The sequence below is a fragment of the Paenibacillus hubeiensis genome (assembly GCF_032334105.1).
Taxonomy (GTDB): Bacteria; Bacillota; Bacilli; order Paenibacillales; family Paenibacillaceae; genus Paenibacillus; species Paenibacillus hubeiensis.
On sequence record NZ_JAVYAE020000001.1, the window covers coordinates 393,390 to 411,125 of the forward strand.

Genomic DNA, 17,736 nt, shown 5'->3' on the forward strand with positions numbered 1-17,736 from the left:
GCAAAGACAGTCCAACCATAATTATCTGTTAATTAATCGTAGAATATCATTATAAGTTACTGCAAGCATTAGCACAAACAACATCGCAAAACCGATAAAATGTACCATGCCTTCCCGATTCGGGTTCAGAGGCCGGCCGCGCACCGCTTCGATCCCGAGAAAGATGAGACGGCTTCCGTCCAGCGCCGGGATCGGCAGCAGGTTGAAAATACCCAGGTTAATGCTAATCATGGCGCTCCAATATATTAATCGATCCAAGCCAGATTTAGCAATCTCTCCGGTAACCTCAATCGTTCTTACAGGCCCCCCGATATCGTCCAAGGCAAAATTTTGCACGAGCTGCTGAAGACCTTTAAAGATCAGTTTGGATGTTTCGATGGTATATTTGCCCGAAAGCGACAGCGTTTCGATGAAACCGGCTTGTCTGGTCGGATATCCAAGAGAGATCCCTACCTTGCCGTTTCCTGATCCATCAACGTCCGCAGGAGTTACAGAGACGGAGGCCTCCTGACCTCCCCGTTCTATCATCCAATCCATAGATTTGCCTTTGGATTCGGAGATGAGACTGATCAGTTTCTGTTGATCCGCCCCAACAGCCGTACCGTTAATGGACTTGATGATGTCCCCTTCCTTCAAACCTGCCTGCTGCGCAGGCCCATTAGCCGAAACCTCGGCTATTTTTATGTAAGAAGGATTTTCAACGGGAACGCCGCTCACCTGGATATAGATAATAAACAATGCAAACGCAAGCACGAAATTCATCAGCGGCCCTGCAAAAATAGCCATAGCACGCTGCCCGACCGTTTTGCTGCTGAACCAACGATCTTTAGGCGCAATCTGCATGGTGTTGTCTTTTCCCACGATAAGGGCTTGAGGATGAACAGAAAATGCCATACGTTCCCCATCCACATCCAATTCCAACTGCAGATTTGTCTCCAAATCCACATGCAGGACCTCACCCTTAATGACATTCTTATACTTTTCGAGGTTGGCGGTGAATATCTTTTCGATGCTGCCGTCTTTGATGCGAACGCATATGGTTTGCCCTACGTCTATAAGAGAAATATCAGGATCTTCGCCTGCCATTCTGGCATAACCGCCAAATGGAAGCAACCGGAACGTAAACTGAGTTTCGCCTCTTTTATATGAAAACATTTTAGGACCAAAACCGATAGCAAACTCACGAACCAAAATGCCTGCACGCTTCGCAAAATAATAATGGCCCCATTCATGAATGGCAACAATCACAAAAAACATCATGAACACATAGAACGCGATTTTTAGAGTTTCCAACTACATTTGCACCTCCTTCAACTTAGTATGCAAGCTTTAGAATAACATTATTCTCAAAAAAATACCAAGAAGTATTTTGGATCTCGGATCGCTGCCAAGTGCGATATCTTCCAAACGACGGTTCATGAACGGGTAGCGGCCAAGCCTTCACTGCTCGACTTCATTTGAAAACAGGGTTTCCATTTCTATGAATAGAGGATATTCTCCATAATCGATAATATTCTCAAAATGAATATCAATTGAACCCGGAACATGCAGCAGCGGAACGTACCCGCCATAACGATAATCATAGCACGAAATCTCTTGAGGCATAGCACACGCTTTAAACTAGCGAAAGACTGCGAGCTGTTGGTCCCCTGGATTTGGCCCAGAACCGGATCCATGATCGGTATCGATTCAACCTATACAACGTCTCTTAGTAACATTGTAGCATTCATATTGATCATGAGGTGTAACGCCCTTCAACAATCCTCACATCTAGCGCTGCAGCTTTTATATTAACGTCCGTATACTCCCTTCCGCAAGCTTAGTGTATTGCTCTTCTCAAGGGATGTATAACCATTCATTGGCTGGCTATGTCCGATTCCTCCTTCAAATATGTAGAAAGGCCACCTTTTCGATCAGAACAGATCTTGAAGGGGACCTTAGAAATACGATGGTTCACAGTATATGATATGACCCGTGCTTCGTAAAACACGAAAGCCCAGCGGTCCGCTTGGCGTGTCTGGTGGATGCTCAACAATGTAAAAAATCAACTATATTATACCATATAGTTGATTCCATAAATACCCTATTCCGTTTATGAATTCAATTCAATCAAAGACTCGGCAAACCTGCGCGACTGTTGATCTGCCAAATGAATCTCCTCAAGCACCGGATTCTGAATAAGAACGTGCTGATCAAGCACTTTCTCGATGATATATTCTATTTGCAAAAATGGAATCAGCCCTTTCAAAAACGCCGCTACCGCTACCTCGTTAGCCGCATTGAAAGCCGTGGCCGCAGTTCCTCCCATTCTTCCACATTCATAAGCCATTCTTAAACATGGAAACCGTTCCATGTCCATCTCGCGAAAATTCAATCGCCCCGCTTGTGCCAGCGAAAGTCTCTTGGAAGGTGACGGCAATCGATCGGGATAAGTCAGGGCATATTGGATCGGTACGCGCATGTCGGGATTTCCCAACTGGGCAATGATGCTCGTGTCTTCAAACTCCACAAAAGAATGGACAATGCTCTCCGGGTGAAGCAGCACATCGATCTGATCATAATCAAGGCCGAATAGCCAGTGAGCCTCAATCACTTCAAGTCCTTTGTTGACCATTGTGGCGGAATCGATCGTGATTTTGGATCCCATAGACCAGTTCGGATGTTTCAATGCGTCTTCAACGGTCACGTGCTCCAGCTGTTCGCGGGACAAGTCCCTGAAGGAGCCCCCCGATGCCGTGAGCGTAATGCCTTTTATGCGATCCCGATTCTCCCCGTTCAAGCATTGAAAAATGGCAGAGTGTTCGCTGTCCACGGGAAGCAACGCTACGCCTTTGGCCGCAGCCCGGGAAGTAACGATATGGCCGGCGGTAATCAGCGTTTCTTTATTGGCTAGGCCGATTTGTTTGCCTGCTTCGATCGCTGCCAGCGTGGACTCCAATCCGACGCTGCCCACTACCGCAGTGACTACCGTATCTGCATCGGTTCCGGCTGCAACTTCAATCAGACCTTCTTCGCCGTAACACAGCTGTGTTCCCGCAGGTAGATATGGAGCGATCCTGTCTGCAAGCTCCTTGGAACCGACGGATACTTTTTTCGGCCTGTAACGTTTGGCTTGATCTATCAGAAGTTCGATGTTTCCCCCGGCAGCCAGACCCTCGACCTGAAAAAGGTCTGGATGCATGTCTACGACATCCAGTGTCTGAGTTCCAATGGAACCGGTAGAACCGAGAATCGCAATTTTTTTCATGCTGCACCTCATTTTCATTTATCCCATTACATGTACGACCATTCGCCATACACGATCTGCATTCGTAATTAATAGGGCAATAACATCAGTATATGTACAAACGGGAATACCACGATCCAACTATCACATCGATCCAAGATGCCTCCATGTCCCGGAAGCAGATTGCCGGAATCCTTGATGTTATATATACGTTTGTATGCGGATTGGATCAAATCCCCCATCTGCCCTACCACCGCAGCGGCAAGCCCGATGAATATCGCCCTTTCCCAAGTGAGCAGTCCGTCCGAAGCCCATGCAAAAACAAGCGAGGTCACAATTGCAATCGCAATGCCACCCAACGCTCCTTCAACCGTTTTGTTGGGGCTAATCGATGGCCACAGCTTGTTTTTGCCGATAAGCTTTCCTACAAAGTAGGCCCCTGCATCACTGGACCAAATGGAACCGAGCAGCAAAAACGTCCAAAAAAGACCGTTTGGCAAATGCCTCGATTCCGCAATGTAATAAAAGCCAACCCCTACGTAAACCACGCCCAGAAACAGCATGGCTACCGTGTTCACCGATATTCTGTTTTTCGTTACAACCGAGGTTGCCATCAACACAAGCATAACAAGCCAGCCCACCTGAAATAACGTTAGCGGGCGATGGTCCCACAGCATTTCCCATGGAAACACCAATGCAAAAACACCTGCATACCCGATTAGGGCTGCGCCCGAAAAGGGCGGCAGCCCTGTCATTTTCACAAACTCATAATAACCGATGAGAGCCATTACCAGTACCAATCCATGGTACCAGGGTCCACCCAGCAGGCAAAAACCCAAAAACAACGCGCCTGCTATTATTCCTGTCGTTATTCGCTGTTTCAACGGCTTCATCCTCCATCTATTTCAAACCGCCGTAACGCCGTGACCTGCGCTGATATTCGGCCACGGCTTCAAGCAAATGCTGTTTGCCGAATTCAGGCCAATATATATCCGTAAACCATAATTCACTATATGCCAATTGCCACAACATAAAATTGCTGAGTCTAAGTTCGCCGCTTGTGCGGATTAACAAATCAGGATCAGGCATGCCTGCAGTAAACATATGTTTGTCGATCACTTCAGGCGTGATTTCCTCGATCGACAATTCCCCCGACTGCACTTTCAATGCAATCTGCTTGGTACAGTCCGTCATTTCCTTGCGACTTCCGTAATTCATTGCAAAATTCAATACCAACCCGGTATTATGCTGCGTACGCTGAATTGCCTCACGTAAAGCATCCACGGTGTGGGAAGGCAAATATTCCTCTTGACCCATCATGGAAATACGAACATTTTTTTCGATCAGTTCATCCAGCTCTATCGCCAGGAATTCTTGCGGAAGCCGCATCAGAAAGTCCACTTCTTCTTTTGGACGCGCCCAATTTTCTGTCGAAAAAGCGTACATCGTCAGATATTTAATCCCCAGTTCATCCGCTGCTATGGCCGCACGCTTGACGGCTTTCATGCCGCTTTGGTGCCCGGCGATCCTCGGAAGTCCAAGCCGTTTGGCCCAGCGTCCGTTTCCGTCCATGATGATGGCAACATGCTCCGGGATATTGTCCCCGGAAATCGTCAGCGTTTCCTGCTTTTCAGCCCCATTCCACCACGACCGAACCCGTTTGATCATTCCTGTTCCTCCAAAATCCTTGAAGTTTCTTCACCTGAAGCTTGGAAAAAGAGACAAAACCCCACCGTATCGGAGGGGCTGCGCTTGTCTTACACTTCCATAATTTCTTTTTCTTTGGCAGCGAGTACCTTATCGACTTCAGCGATAAACTTGTCCGTCGATTTCTGGATATCGTCTTGATGTCTCCGGGATTCGTCCTCGGAAATGTCCGACTTTTCCATTTTTTTGATGTCATCATTTGCATCGCGCCGAATGTTTCGAATGGCCACTTTGCTTTCTTCACCGAACTTTTTGGTAAGTTTGACAAGTTCGGCTCTGCGCTCTTCAGTCAACGGAGGAATGGACAGGCGAATCATGCTTCCGTCATTTGCAGGCGTAAGCCCGAGATCGGATTTCATGATCGCGCGCTCAATGTCGCTCATCGAAGATTTATCCCAAGGCTGAATCATCAGCGTACGGGAATCCGGCGTACTGATGTTGGCCAACTGGTTGAGAGGCGTCATCGCGCCGTAATATTCAACTTGAATTCGGTCCAACAGAGCTGAGCTGGCACGTCCGGCACGCAGAGTCGCAAGATCGCGACGCAATGCCTGAATGGCCTTTTCCATACGTTCTTCAGCACTTTTTTTAACTGCTTGTGGCATTAATCTACACTCCCTTTAACGATTGTTCCAATCCGTTCGCCAAGAACAACGCGTTTGATGTTGCCTTGCTCTGTAATGGCAAATACAATCAACGGAATGTTATTGTCCATGCAGAGCGAAGACGCTGTCGAGTCCATCACGCCTAGATTTTTATTAAGTACATCAAGGTACGTCAGCTGCTCGTATTTCTCAGCCTTGCTATCCTTGAATGGATCTGCCGAGTAGACGCCATCCACTTTGTTTTTAGCCATCAGGATGACTTCAGCTTCAATCTCCGCTGCGCGCAGCGCCGCTGTTGTATCCGTGGAAAAGAACGGGTTACCTGTACCTGCTGCAAAAATAACGACCCGGCCTTTCTCCAGATGACGAATGGCTCTACGACGAATGTACGGTTCTGCAATTTGCTGCATCGCAATGGATGTTTGCACGCGCGTAGGCACATCGATTTGTTCGAGTGCATCCTGCAGGGCGAGCGAGTTCATGACTGTTGCCAGCATACCCATATAATCGGCCGTTGCCCGGTCAATGCCGTTTTCGCTTCCGGCGATACCGCGCCAGATGTTGCCGCCGCCACATACGATAGCGACTTCGACGCCCAATTCAACAACTTCCTTTACCTGCTGGGCAATCGAAGAGATCGTCTCTGCATCAATACCGTAGCCGTTTTGGCCAGAAAGGGATTCCCCACTAACCTTTAATACAACGCGTTTAAATACTGGCTGTTCCAATTGTTCACCCTCCACTTTGAATTGAGCGCCTCCGGCGTTCAATCAACAAAACTTCTCGCGCGTAGCCTCCTGCTTAAAAAGAAAGGAACACAGCTTGTGTTCCACTCTTTTTAGGAAAAACGATGATCCGGAAAGGCATTGTTTTCCTTAGATATAAGGGAGTTGCGAGCTTCGAAGTTTGTTCATTCTTATATCTTCGAAAAGCATTTTGACTAACCGGCAATCATTCGTTATTGCTTACTTGTTTACTTGGGACATAACTTCTTCTACGAAGTTGTCGACTTTTTTCTCCAGGCCTTCACCCAGTTCGTAACGAACGAAACGACGGATGGAGATATTTTCACCGATTTGGCTGATTTTTTCATTCAGCAATTGAGAAATCGTTTTGTCAGGGTCTTTAACAAAAGGTTGCTCCAGCAAACAGAACTCTTCGTAGTATTTGCCGATGCGGCCTTCAACCATTTTCTCAACGATTTTTTCAGGCTTGCCTTCGTTCAGTGCTTGTGCTCTCAGGATTTCTTTTTCTTTTTCCAACTCTTCCGTGGAAACTTCTTCGCGACTTACGAATTTAGGGCTTGCTGCTGCAATTTGCATTGCGATATCTTTAACAAACTCTTTAAATTGGTCTGTTTTACCTACGAAGTCCGTTTCGCAGTTAACTTCAACCAGAACGCCGATCCGTCCGCCAGCATGAATATAGGATTCCACTGTACCTTCAGTTGCTGCACGGCCAGCTTTGTTTGCCGCAGCTGCCAGACCTTTTTCACGCAACAGTTCAGCCGCTTTTGTCAGGTCACCGTTTGCTTCTTCCAGCGCTTTTTTGCAATCCAGCATACCTGCGCCTGTTTTTTCACGAAGTTCTTTTACTGCACTCGCATTTACTGCCATTGTTAATTCCCTCCAAAATGAGTTTTGTAAGTACACTCTAAAAAAAGGGCAGTGAGAGGTTATCCACCTACCAACCACCCTTTTCATTTAATTCTTAAGGTATAATGCGAGCTCGATTAAGCGGATGTTTCTTCGCCTTGGTGAGCTTCGATTACGGCATCAGCCATTTTACCTGTCAGCAACTTAACGGCACGGATCGCGTCGTCGTTACCTGGAATAACATAATCGATCTCGTCTGGATCGCAGTTTGTATCAACGATACCAACGATTGGGATACCCAATTTGCGAGCTTCGGCAACAGCGATACGCTCTTTGCGAGGATCGATGATGAACAGGGCGCTTGGCAGGCCTTTCATATTTTTAATACCGCCGAGGAATTTCTCCAGACGATCTTTTTCTTTGCGAAGCAAGATAACTTCTTTTTTAGGCAATACGCCGAAAGTGCCGTCCTCTTCCCAAGCTTCCAATTGTTTCAAACGATCGATACGTTTTTGAATCGTTTGGAAGTTTGTCAGAGTACCACCCAACCAACGTTGGTTGATGTAGAATTGACCAGCGCGCTCAGCTTCTTCTTTAACGGAATCTTGAGCTTGTTTTTTGGTTCCTACGAACAGGATTGTACCATTTTCAGCTGCGATTCCTTTAACGAAGTTGTAAGCTTCCTCGACTTTTTTAACTGTTTTTTGCAAGTCGATAATGTAGATTCCGTTTCTTTCGGTGAAGATATAACGATCCATTTTTGGGTTCCAACGACGAGTTTGGTGACCGAAGTGTACCCCAGCTTCAAGAAGCTGCTTCATGGAGATTACTGCCATCTTCACACACCTCCTAATATGGTTTTTATTGTGTCCCTCCGCAGGCATCATTTTTTGCCAAGACTCTCCATCAGGAAAGCACCCTCAACAAAATTAGCCATGCGTGTGTTTTAACACCGTTATCTAATATAACACAAGAAATTGTTGGTTGCAACATTTACGTCGAATGTTTCTATCCGCTCCTGCATCTGCCGCTGCAAGCAAAGAACCGTCCTGTCTGAGCAAGCTCAGCTTGACGGTTCTTTGATGATTTTGTCGATGATGGACTGGTAGCTTTCACCTTTTTCAAGAGAGTAGGTGCCTACTTGTATTTTGGTGTTAATCTTTGCTTCCCGGCCTGCTTTGATGAAGCTTTCGGCATCATCCACAATGCCTGCTTTTTCGAGATTTTCCGCTACCATCACAAGTGTGCTTCCCGAACGGATCCGAAAAGAGACCTGTTTCTTCGGTTCCGCAGGGGCGGTAGGCTTTGAGGTTTCGGGTTTGCTCGTTTGTGTTGGCGAATCCGCAGCATCTGCAGAAGGCTGCTGCGGATCAATAGGGGTTTCGGGTTTTTCGGCCGGCTCCGTCTCTTTCGGCGCCGTTGCCGTCTCTCCCTGCAGCGTGCTGCTCTCTTGTTTCTTTTTTTCCACCCATTCGGTCTCGGTATAGAGCTCTGCATCATTGTCAACCAGCTTGAGATCCATGCTCTTCGCAGCATTCTCCAGCTGTTCCCTCGATAACGACGAAACCTGCTCAGGCTCCAAACCGTTATCGGCTAAAGCATTTTGTCCCACGTTGGCAAGCTGAAGCAATACCGCTCCGACAATCATGCCGCTGCCAATTCCGATCCATAGGGAGCGCTTGTCCATGCGTCAGCTCTCCTCCCGTTCTGCAAGCTGTAAAATCAGCTGCACTTCTCCGCGTTGAATCCCCGTGTGTTTTGCGATGGCATCCATGGATTTCCCTTCTCCATGCAGCCGGAACAACTCCGCATACCGCGCTTTGATGGTTTCGCGTTGGGGATCGGCCAATTCATCCATCTTTGGCTGCTCGGCAGCCGCCAAAGAAGGTTGAAACGCGGTCTCCTTGGTTTCTCCTGCCGGCGCTTCGGAGATCGAATTCCGGACATAAACTTCGTTCACTGCTTCAACCCGGGCCTCTTCAAGTCCCTTCAACCGTTTTTCCAGTTCATCAAGCTGGGCCTGCATGCGCTGATCCGCAGCCGCGGCTTCTCCCTTCATTTCGGCAACGCGCTGAATCAGAGTATCGTTATCCCTCTCGATTTCGGCCATATAATGCTCAAGCGTTGCCTCCATTTCTTGAACAAGCTTCTGTTCCGGTACTTCATTCTTGTTTTTCTTCGGCTGAATCAGAGCGTAAACGATGGCACAGCCTCCCAGTATGACAATAATAATCCACGGTGACATCGAATCTCTCCTTATGCTCATCCTGTTTCAAAAAAAGTCCATGCCATCATCTCAGAAGGACAGATCGATATGTTTCCCTTTAAACGGATGCTCGGCAAGCTTGGGCTGTTGCTCCCCGGTTTCTTCCACATCGCTCGTCAATGTGCCACCATGGCGTTCTCCTTGGTGGGACTGGCCATCCCTCACCGCAGCATCCGCCGCTTCGTCCACCGCAGTGCTGCGCTGACTCGATGCCTGAGCTTCCTTGGCTGTTTGCTCCGCAATCATTTGCTGATCCAGCATCGGCCTCTGTTGGTACTCATTTTGGTAACGCCCAGCTTCACTCGTTCTAGGCACCGCGATCTGCAGTTCTACCGCCTTGAAACTCATGCGCTCACCTCTTGGGTTTCGAATGGAACTTCCTGAACTCGAATCGTGAGATCAAACGTATGGAACCGTCACAATGTCTCCATCACTGTAATAAAATGAAATTCGATGGACGGGATCTTTAACAAATTTGGTGTATCTGCCGATAACTATCTTAGAGCCACCATAGATGGTCTTGAAAATATCGACGCGCGCCATGCTCGTATTTTCTAGAATCTTCTCGATTTCCAGGATGCGGTGTTTCGTTTCCTCGTTTTGACGCATCGAAGATTTCTGAGTGGCAGTAAGCTTGATCCGCATGGCCATTTTGTCAGGGCTCAGCTGGCCCGATGCGGCCAGTTGGTCCAAAAGGGCCAGTGCTTTCCTCGTTTTGTCCAACGAATCCATATGGGTTCGCAAATTCGAGCGCAAATCGTTCAGCTCATTGCGAAGTTTGGGTAGAACACCGACCTCAATGGAGGTCACCGTGGACATGCTGTTTCCGACAATGCGCGCGGAAACATTCTCGCCGGCCTGGATCGTCCCGCCGACGATCAGCCCTTTCGTTCCGGCACAGATCACGTTACGGCCTGCACGTATGCTGGAATGCATGATGCTTTGGGATACGAGAACATCTTCGCCGGCATCGACATGCCCTTCCTGAACAAACGTGCATTTCACGTTATGTCCGGCATGCACATGCCCTTTGTTATATCCAATGATCCCGCCCGTAATTTCTACGGAACCTCCGGCTTCCAATTCTGCTCCTTCGACTCCACCTACAACGCGTATGTCGCCGGCTGCTTTAACTTTGAAACCCGTCAGCACGTTGCCACGGATGACCACGGTCCCTACGAAATCAACATTGCCGGTGCTATAATCAACGTCGCCGTTAATTTCGTATACAGGGAACACATTTAACTTGTGATCTTCCGTTTTGGTCACAAGCCCGTCAATCGCGGCATACATTGCGGAGCCATCCGGATTAACAACGACGTTTTTTCCCACTTTAAACCGGGCTTCTTTTCCTGGACGAAAAGGAATGGTTTCACCCGTTACCGCGGTACCAGGGGTGCCTTCTTCCGGGGGAACCCGTTCGGCGATAATCTGTCCGGAACGAACGTTGTCAAGGCGAGTGACTTCCTTATAGTCCACCTTGCCATCCTCGGCTTCCAGCGGACGGTGTTCGCTGTGCTCCTCCAACCCCGCATGCAGTTTGATAAAACCGTCCTTGCCTGCAACCGGAGCGATTCCTTCGGCAAATAAATAACGTACATGGATATGCTTTTCGGGCTGTGCAACAAAAGCGAGCAGGGCTTCCTTCATGATGCCATACTTGATCCCCTGACTTGCGATATACATTTCCAGTTCTTCCAGAGCGATTTCCTGACCCTCTTCATGTTTCGATAATTCCAAGTAAGCTTTGCTTTTGTCTTCAGAGAATACAACGCTCAGACATTGTTCCAACGCATTCGGCTGTGTCAATGCAGCTCTTCCCCCTTATTAGACCTTCCACTCCCTAAATTCGTATCATTTTCTATTTTAGTCCCTGCTCAGCAGCAATTCCTTCTGTTTGTCCAACGTTCCGCGCAGTCTTAATATCGCCTTGGAATGCAGCTGCGAAATCCGCGATGGGGAAAGGGACATGACCTCGGCGATCTCGCTGAGCGAAAGGTCCTCATAATACAAGAGGGATACCACCGTCCGTTCCTTTACGGTCAGCTTCTCCAATCCCTGCACCAGTGCTTCCTTCAAATAAAACTCGTTCACTTTGTAGTCCGGGTTTTTGGCCTTTTCATCCACCATTAAAGAAAGCCGCGTTTCCGATTCTTCCTCCCGGATCGGGTCTTCCAGGGAACACAATGACATCACGGCCACCTCCTGAAGCATATGCTGAAAGTCCTTTGTGGACACATCCAGGTACTGGCTCATTTCTTCATCGGTCACAGAGCGCAGATACGTCTGTTCCAGTTGTTGATACGCGTCTTCGATCCGTTTGGCCTTCTCCCTAACGGAACGTGGGACCCAGTCGCCTTGGCGCAGCCCGTCAAGAATGGCCCCTCGCACCCGCCAGGAAGCATACGTTTCGAATTGAAGGCCTCTTTCATAATCAAACTTCTCGAGCGCATCGATCAGCCCCATGACGCCGTTGCTCTCGAGATCATCTTTAGGTACGTTTTTAGGCAAACCAACGGCTAATCTGCCAGAAACGTAATTAACAATGTGCAAATATTTTTCAATCAAACTTTTCTTCGCATCAAGATCTCCATGTTCCTTCCACTTTTCCCATAGATCAGCATGGTTCAAATGTGCAGCTTTACGCTCGTTCAATTGCCTTCACCCTCCTTATTTGTCTGTCAGGTGACGAACAGCTTGCGCCAACTCTTCCGGCTCTTTCGTCCGCACAAGTTTCGGCGGGTTTAATGGCGTGAAATCCGTCTTCGTGTTTTCGGATGTCGGAAGATCTGCCTCGGCGGAAGCGTTCTGTCCATTCTTGAGCAAGTCGTTCAGCTCTTCTCCATCGCCTTCAAGTGTGATGTCCATCTGCGAACCTTTGACAGCCTGATTATTCAGGGAATCAACATCGAACCCATTATGTTCCGGGGAAGGAGCCAGCAGCACGCCCAACACCCAGCGTAGACCATATGCAAGAACAAACCAGACTACGAATCCGATGAACCCGCGAATTAAACTGGTCACGAACACATTGCTGCTATATGCTACAAAAAAAGTCAGAATAAATCCGACTATGCCTGCTCCAAGATTAATGCGGTAGTTTCCAATCATATGTTTATAGTTCCTTTACACCCATTTGTACGCTTCGAATAGTCAAAAGCCCGGTTTCGCAATCCATTTCAATGGTACGGCCATAATTACCACCGGTATCTTCGGCAACAAGCGGTATTTTAAGCTTCTCCAGCCATTCCCGGCAAGACTCGGCATTTCTCGGTCCGATGCGCATCGTCTCTCCTGCTCCCGAGAAAGAAAACATTTGAGAGCCGCCAGCCATTTTGGATACGATCCGTGACTGGGAAGCCCCTAACTGCAGCATTTTCTCCAAGAGCTCGGGCAATGCGGTATCTGCATATTTCGCCTTGTTTACGTTTCCCTCTCTTGCGATTTCCGACGTTGGGAGCATAACGTGTGCCATCCCGGCAAGCTTCAGCTGCGGATCGTACATCGTTAAACCCACGCAAGATCCCAGGCCTGTCGTTCGAATAATGCCGGGAAGTTTGGCTATGTTCAAATCCGCCATTCCGACCTTGACGATGTTTTTGTCTTCAATCATAATCCAGCGGCACCCCTAAAGACTCAAAAATCTTGGCGAATGACGCAGGATCGGGAATCAGGAAAAATTGGCCCTCTACTTGATCCTGTCCTTCAAGAAAGGAGGTGTCAATGAGCAATGCGTCGTCCCCCATTTCCCCGAACTGCAACAGCCCGTAGCTAAGAATGGCCCCGGCCATATCGACAGCCAATCCGGGAACGGTAGGATACATGGACAATCCGGTAAAGTCAGCTAAGGATGACAGATAGGAGCCAGCCAACATGTTTCCTATTTCGGATAAAGCCGACTGCTCCATTTCTGTAAACTCGAGACCTTCCTTCAATTCAAAACCGGCAAGCCGGTTCAACAGCATTTTGGCGGCTTCCGGAGCCATCATGAAAAACAGGTTGCCAGGCGCCTCACCTTCCACCCGGAGGAACACCGTGACCACGATGCGCTCATCGCCGCCGACCTTTTCCGCGACTTTTTCAAAAGGAAGCATTTCCACAGTCGGTACGCCCATATCGATCGGTTTGTTCAAAAGCTGGGACAACGCCGTAGCGGCGTTGCCAGCTCCAATGTTACCGACCTCTTTGAGCACATCCAACTGGATACCCTCAAATCGGTTGAATATTTCCACGGTTTAGCCCTCGACGCTTTCCAGCTGAACGATTTCGCTTCTGCTTAATACTTCATTCAGGTTAAGCATGATGAGCAACCGTTCATTCTCCAATTTGGCCACGCCGCGCAAGTATCTCGCTTTTACGCCGCCAACCACTTCCGGGGGATTGTCGATGGAACTGCTCTTGATGTCAATGACGTCGTTGGCCGCGTCTACGATGAAGCCGACCTGCATATCGCCTACTGCCACGATGACGATTCTCGTTTGATCGGTATATTCCGTTTCAGGCAAGGAAAACCGACCGCGGAGGTCAATGACGGGAATGACCACGCCGCGCAGGTTGATGACGCCTTTTACGAAAGAGTACGTATTGGGTACCCGGGTAATCGGCATCATGCGCTCAATCGTCTGAACCTTTTCCACCTCTACGCCGTACTCTTCGGAACCGAGTTTGAAGACGATGACTTTCAATTCTTGATCCATGGATAAAACCTCCTTATTAATGTAAGGCTAGGAATGATGTTTATTTGATAAATGCATTAGGGTCTACGATGAGCGCAACTTGTCCATCACCCAGGATCGTAGCTCCAGAGATTCCTTCAATCGCAGGCAGATAATTCCCCATCGATTTCAGCACGATTTCGCTCTGACCGATAAATTCTTCAACGGACACCGCTGCCAGGCGATCGCCTTTGCGAATAACCACGATTTCGGTTTCTTTCTCATCGGCATCATTGAAATCGGGTACACCAAATACCTCGCTTAACGAAAGGTAAGGAATAAGGGATTCCCGGAACGTAATCATCTTGTTGCCGTGAATGTTGCGTACCTGCTCACGCTGCACGATGGCGGTCTCTACGATGGAAGAAAGAGGAATGGCATATTTCTCTGAACCGAGGCGCACAAGCATCGCCGCAATGATGGACAACGTCAGTGGCAGTTGGACCGAGAAATTCGTGCCTTTGCCCGGCGTCGAGTGAATCGTTACATTGCCGCCAAGCGAGGTGATTTTGGATTTAACGACATCCAGTCCCACGCCCCGTCCGGAGATGTCCGAAATTTTATCCGCTGTGCTGAAGCCCGGAGCAAACAAAAGCTGGTTGACTTCATCGTCGCTCATTTTGGCTCCCTGCTCTTCGGTAATGACTCCTCGGGAAATCGCCGTTTTCAACAATTTTTCGCGATAGATTCCTTTGCCATCATCCTCGATCTCAATAAAGACATGGTTCCCGCTATGGAATGCACGCAGATTCACGGTGCCCATTTCCGGCTTCCCGGCTGCGATGCGTTCTGCAACATTCTCTACGCCATGATCGACCGCATTTCGAAGCAAATGCACGAGCGGATCTCCGATTTCGTCAATGACGGTGCGGTCCAGTTCGGTTTCCGCGCCGGTGATGACAAGATCGATTTTTTTATCCAGCGTTTTGGCCAAATCGCGGATCATCCGCGGGAAGCGGTTAAATACGGTATCTACCGGCACCATCCGCAATTTCAAAACGATATTTTGCAAATCCGTGCTGACCCTGCTCAAGTGGGCTACCGTATCGGACAAATCGTTATTTCCCGTTTCACTTGCCAACTGCTCCAGGCGGGAACGATCGATCAGCAATTCACTGAAAAGATTCATTAATACGTCAAGTCTTTCAATGTCGACGCGAATGGTTCGTGAAGGCGCTGCAGTCGGCTTGGGAGCAGCCGGCTTGGCTGCTTCTTTTTGGACTGCTTCTTTCGCGGCCCCCTCTGATTGGGGCGATGCCTCCGCAGTTGCAGCAACCGGGGCCGTTGCCGCCTCGACTGCTGCCGTCAACTCTGCGGCTGCGGCAATAGCCTGACTGGTCATATGTTGAAGCGATTCTTGATCCAGCGGAACCACTTTGGCACTATCTATCTCTGAAATGCCCAAGATCGCTTTTTCAAGTTCCGGCGCTTCTTTGGTTGTTATGTAATACAACGAAAAACTGCGCTCAAACTTATCCTGCTCTATATCCTCGACCGACGGGAAGGCCTTGACCACTTCGCCGGAGCGCTCCAGCAAATCAAAGACCATATACGCCCGTACAGCCTTAAGCTGGCTTTGTTCACTGACATGTACTTCAATAAAATGTACCTGATGTCCCTCCGAGATGGACTGTTCGAGCACGGAATACTGGAACTCGTCCAGCTCAACCGCCGCCAATTCTGTCGAATCGCTCGATTGGCTTGCATCGGCAGAAGGGGTGTCCCCACCTTTCCACTCACCGCTTTCGATTGTCTGAAGAGCGGCTACGATGGAGGAAACGTCCGCTTTTCCTTCTCCACCGCCGGTAATGTCCTGTACCATCGTTTCCAGTGCATCCAACCCTTTGAACAGGGTGTCAAAAATGAAATCCTGCATTTTCAATTTTTCGTTACGCACCAAATCCAATACGTTTTCCATTTTATGCGTCAGGGATGCCAGATCTTCGAAGCCCATCGTTGCGGCCATGCCTTTCAAGGTATGTGCAGAGCGAAAAATGACCTGTACGATACCGAGATCCTCCGGGTTGCTTTCGAGTTGAAGCATATTTTCGTTAAGGGACTGCAGATGATCATTCGACTCATCAATAAACATGGATAAGTATTGGTTCATGTCCATTGTGAGGCACCTCCTCCATGAGTTACACTCCGTTTATTTCACAGCTTGAACAAGTTTCGGTGCGATCCCCTGCAGTGGCAGAAGATGTCGCACACATTGCAGCTCGACTGCCGAACGCGGCATACCGTACACAACACATGTTTCTTCGTTCTCTGCAAAGGTAGACGTCACCCCGGCATCGTACATCTTTTTCATCATCCGGGCTCCGTCGCTCCCCATGCCGGTCAAGAGAACCAGATGCCTTTGGAGCGAAGCAAAGTCCATCAATGACTCGAACATCGTATCCACCGACGGTCTATGCCCGTTAACAGGCTGCTCTTCGGTCAACTTTACGACATACTTTCCGTCTACGCTCTTGTTGACCTTCAGATGGTATCCGCCTGGTGCAATATAAGCCGTTCCTTTTTGTAAAACCATGCCTTCTTCGGCCTCGACCACCTGCAGCGGGCTGAATGTATTCAGGCGCTGAGCCAGAGAACGTGTAAAGTTGGGCGGCATGTGCTGCACAATGACAACAGGTGCGGGCAAATCGGCCGGCAGTTGCTCGAGCAATGTTTTAAGGGCGCGCGGCCCTCCTGTCGAGCAACCGATTGCGATAATCTTATTAAAGGACCCCTCTAAGCCGGAAAGCTGTTTCCTAGCCGGCACGGCTTGCGCGGCCCCTTTGGCATTGTCGCTTGCCGAAGCAGCTGCAACCTGATCGGACACAATGCGCGTTGATACATTAGGACGAATCTCTTGAGGCATCCGAGTCGGCTGTGACCGTTTGGTTGAGTGCGTTTCGCCTGGTTCACGGGTAACATCCGTTTGAAGCGCCGGTTTGCTTTTAGGGGCTGCAGGTTGCTTACTCGCCTTCGAATCCTTAGCCGATGATTGGATCGGCTTTGGAGGAATCCGTAACTTTTCATTGTTCTCGCTCGGCGCACGTTTGACCAGTTCAGCCTGCATGGCTGGCTTTTTGGTCGCATCGCCTGCTTTCTCATTGGCTTTTTTGGTTTCTGACTGTGGAGCCTGCACAGTTGGAGGATCCAAACGGATCATCTGGGCCTCTTCCCTTTTTTGAATAGCGGCCGCCCTGCGTTTCTCCCTTTGTTTGATCTCATCCATGGCCGCACGCATCCGTTCGATCAGCGCTTTCCCCACATCCTGAATGTCATGATCCTGGGAGACGGACGGTTTGCGGATAAAATCAAACGCTCCGGCTTCAAGAGCCATAATGGTCTCTTTCATGCCTTGTTCATTAATACCCGACAACATAATGACCGGAACATAAAAATGCTTCATGATGGACTTGAGCGCATCAAGCCCGTTCATTTCCGGCATTTCAACGTCCATAGTGATGATATCGGGTTTTAAATCCAACGATTTTTGTATCGCCTCTCTACCGTTTGAAGCGGTTGCCGCAACCTTGAATTCCGGATCCGCTTCAATCAAATCGGAAACAATTTTGCGCATAAAAGCGGAATCATCGACAACCAATACTTGATACACCGCCATCTTGTTTCA

General features: G+C 48.8%; 20 protein-coding genes. All 20 read right to left on the bottom strand.

Annotated features, from left to right (window positions below; translation table 11 throughout):
* Positions 1-21 precede the first annotated feature (21 nt).
* Complete coding sequence (gene rseP, locus RSX24_RS01820) at positions 22-1,293, bottom strand: RIP metalloprotease RseP (RefSeq protein WP_236417125.1); 1,272 nt, start codon at positions 1,291-1,293, stop codon at positions 22-24.
* 147 nt (positions 1,294-1,440) lie between these two features.
* Positions 1,441-1,605, bottom strand: a complete 165-nt coding sequence (locus RSX24_RS32265; protein WP_438286751.1) for a DUF4135 domain-containing protein — start codon at positions 1,603-1,605, stop codon at positions 1,441-1,443.
* 487 nt (positions 1,606-2,092) lie between these two features.
* Positions 2,093-3,247, bottom strand: a complete 1,155-nt coding sequence (locus RSX24_RS01825; RefSeq protein WP_343259517.1) for a 1-deoxy-D-xylulose-5-phosphate reductoisomerase — start codon at positions 3,245-3,247, stop codon at positions 2,093-2,095.
* Positions 3,248-3,315: 68 nt separating this feature from the next.
* The gene (locus RSX24_RS01830) at positions 3,316-4,110 is read right to left on the bottom strand and encodes a phosphatidate cytidylyltransferase (RefSeq protein WP_236417122.1); all 795 of its coding nucleotides are present in this window, start codon (positions 4,108-4,110) and stop codon (positions 3,316-3,318) included.
* 16 nt (positions 4,111-4,126) lie between these two features.
* The gene (uppS, locus tag RSX24_RS01835) at positions 4,127-4,894 is read right to left on the bottom strand and encodes an undecaprenyl pyrophosphate synthase (protein WP_236417121.1); all 768 of its coding nucleotides are present in this window, start codon (positions 4,892-4,894) and stop codon (positions 4,127-4,129) included.
* Between the two features lie 89 nt (positions 4,895-4,983).
* Positions 4,984-5,538, bottom strand: a complete 555-nt coding sequence (gene frr, locus RSX24_RS01840) for a ribosome recycling factor (protein WP_236417120.1) — start codon at positions 5,536-5,538, stop codon at positions 4,984-4,986.
* Positions 5,538-6,266 carry a UMP kinase gene (pyrH, locus tag RSX24_RS01845; protein WP_236417119.1) on the bottom strand — a complete coding sequence of 243 codons (729 nt, stop codon included), beginning with the start codon at positions 6,264-6,266 and terminating at the stop codon, positions 5,538-5,540. Before pyrH ends, frr begins: the two co-directional genes overlap by 1 nt.
* Positions 6,267-6,503: 237 nt before the next feature.
* The gene (gene tsf, locus RSX24_RS01850; RefSeq protein ID WP_236417118.1) at positions 6,504-7,154 is read right to left on the bottom strand and encodes a translation elongation factor Ts; all 651 of its coding nucleotides are present in this window, start codon (positions 7,152-7,154) and stop codon (positions 6,504-6,506) included.
* A gap of 116 nt (positions 7,155-7,270) precedes the next feature.
* Complete coding sequence (gene rpsB, locus RSX24_RS01855) at positions 7,271-7,969, bottom strand: 30S ribosomal protein S2 (protein WP_236417117.1); 699 nt, start codon at positions 7,967-7,969, stop codon at positions 7,271-7,273.
* A 227-nt stretch (positions 7,970-8,196) separates the two neighbouring features.
* Positions 8,197-8,820 carry a peptidase gene (locus RSX24_RS01860; protein ID WP_343259518.1) on the bottom strand — a complete coding sequence of 208 codons (624 nt, stop codon included), beginning with the start codon at positions 8,818-8,820 and terminating at the stop codon, positions 8,197-8,199.
* A 3-nt stretch (positions 8,821-8,823) separates the two neighbouring features.
* The gene (locus RSX24_RS01865) at positions 8,824-9,378 is read right to left on the bottom strand and encodes a hypothetical protein (RefSeq protein WP_343259519.1); all 555 of its coding nucleotides are present in this window, start codon (positions 9,376-9,378) and stop codon (positions 8,824-8,826) included.
* 51 nt (positions 9,379-9,429) lie between these two features.
* Positions 9,430-9,747 (bottom strand): hypothetical protein, encoded by a 318-nt coding sequence (locus tag RSX24_RS01870; RefSeq protein ID WP_343259520.1) that lies wholly within the window; start codon positions 9,745-9,747, stop codon positions 9,430-9,432.
* A gap of 51 nt (positions 9,748-9,798) precedes the next feature.
* The gene (locus RSX24_RS01875) at positions 9,799-11,208 is read right to left on the bottom strand and encodes a flagellar assembly protein A (RefSeq protein WP_343259521.1); all 1,410 of its coding nucleotides are present in this window, start codon (positions 11,206-11,208) and stop codon (positions 9,799-9,801) included.
* 57 nt (positions 11,209-11,265) lie between these two features.
* Positions 11,266-12,054, bottom strand: a complete 789-nt coding sequence (locus RSX24_RS01880) for a FliA/WhiG family RNA polymerase sigma factor (RefSeq protein WP_236417110.1) — start codon at positions 12,052-12,054, stop codon at positions 11,266-11,268.
* A 15-nt stretch (positions 12,055-12,069) separates the two neighbouring features.
* On the bottom strand, positions 12,070-12,510 hold the full coding sequence (locus RSX24_RS01885) for a hypothetical protein (RefSeq protein ID WP_343259522.1): 441 nt from the start codon (positions 12,508-12,510) through the stop codon (positions 12,070-12,072).
* 4 nt (positions 12,511-12,514) lie between these two features.
* A complete protein-coding gene (locus RSX24_RS01890; protein WP_236417108.1) occupies positions 12,515-13,012 on the bottom strand; it encodes a chemotaxis protein CheD in 498 nt (165 codons plus the stop codon).
* Complete coding sequence (locus RSX24_RS01895; RefSeq protein WP_343259523.1) at positions 13,005-13,631, bottom strand: chemotaxis protein CheC; 627 nt, start codon at positions 13,629-13,631, stop codon at positions 13,005-13,007. Before RSX24_RS01895 ends, RSX24_RS01890 begins: the two co-directional genes overlap by 8 nt.
* A 3-nt stretch (positions 13,632-13,634) precedes the next feature.
* On the bottom strand, positions 13,635-14,096 hold the full coding sequence (locus RSX24_RS01900; protein ID WP_236417106.1) for a chemotaxis protein CheW: 462 nt from the start codon (positions 14,094-14,096) through the stop codon (positions 13,635-13,637).
* A gap of 40 nt (positions 14,097-14,136) precedes the next feature.
* The gene (locus RSX24_RS01905; RefSeq protein WP_343259524.1) at positions 14,137-16,230 is read right to left on the bottom strand and encodes a chemotaxis protein CheW; all 2,094 of its coding nucleotides are present in this window, start codon (positions 16,228-16,230) and stop codon (positions 14,137-14,139) included.
* A gap of 33 nt (positions 16,231-16,263) precedes the next feature.
* Positions 16,264-17,727, bottom strand: a complete 1,464-nt coding sequence (locus RSX24_RS01910; protein ID WP_343259525.1) for a chemotaxis protein CheB — start codon at positions 17,725-17,727, stop codon at positions 16,264-16,266.
* Positions 17,728-17,736 lie beyond the last annotated feature (9 nt).

What these genes read in the sequence shown, in the direction of transcription:
- RSX24_RS01860 (WP_343259518.1), bottom strand. Translation starts at nt 8,820, where the DNA reads ATGGACAAGCGCTCCCTATGGATCGGAATTGGCAGCGGCATGATTGTC.
- RSX24_RS01905 (WP_343259524.1), bottom strand. Translation starts at nt 16,230, where the DNA reads ATGGACATGAACCAATACTTATCCATGTTTATTGATGAGTCGAATGAT.
- RSX24_RS01885 (WP_343259522.1), bottom strand. Translation starts at nt 12,510, where the DNA reads ATGATTGGAAACTACCGCATTAATCTTGGAGCAGGCATAGTCGGATTT.
- RSX24_RS01825 (WP_343259517.1), bottom strand. Translation starts at nt 3,247, where the DNA reads ATGAAAAAAATTGCGATTCTCGGTTCTACCGGTTCCATTGGAACTCAG.
- RSX24_RS01910 (WP_343259525.1), bottom strand. Translation starts at nt 17,727, where the DNA reads ATGGCGGTGTATCAAGTATTGGTTGTCGATGATTCCGCTTTTATGCGC.
- RSX24_RS01890 (WP_236417108.1), bottom strand. Translation starts at nt 13,012, where the DNA reads ATGATTGAAGACAAAAACATCGTCAAGGTCGGAATGGCGGATTTGAAC.
- rpsB (WP_236417117.1), bottom strand. Translation starts at nt 7,969, where the DNA reads ATGGCAGTAATCTCCATGAAGCAGCTTCTTGAAGCTGGGGTACACTTC.
- frr (WP_236417120.1), bottom strand. Translation starts at nt 5,538, where the DNA reads ATGCCACAAGCAGTTAAAAAAAGTGCTGAAGAACGTATGGAAAAGGCC.
- RSX24_RS01865 (WP_343259519.1), bottom strand. Translation starts at nt 9,378, where the DNA reads ATGTCACCGTGGATTATTATTGTCATACTGGGAGGCTGTGCCATCGTT.
- RSX24_RS01900 (WP_236417106.1), bottom strand. Translation starts at nt 14,096, where the DNA reads ATGGATCAAGAATTGAAAGTCATCGTCTTCAAACTCGGTTCCGAAGAG.
- RSX24_RS32265 (WP_438286751.1), bottom strand. Translation starts at nt 1,605, where the DNA reads ATGCCTCAAGAGATTTCGTGCTATGATTATCGTTATGGCGGGTACGTT.
- uppS (WP_236417121.1), bottom strand. Translation starts at nt 4,894, where the DNA reads ATGATCAAACGGGTTCGGTCGTGGTGGAATGGGGCTGAAAAGCAGGAA.
- tsf (WP_236417118.1), bottom strand. Translation starts at nt 7,154, where the DNA reads ATGGCAGTAAATGCGAGTGCAGTAAAAGAACTTCGTGAAAAAACAGGC.
- RSX24_RS01870 (WP_343259520.1), bottom strand. Translation starts at nt 9,747, where the DNA reads ATGAGTTTCAAGGCGGTAGAACTGCAGATCGCGGTGCCTAGAACGAGT.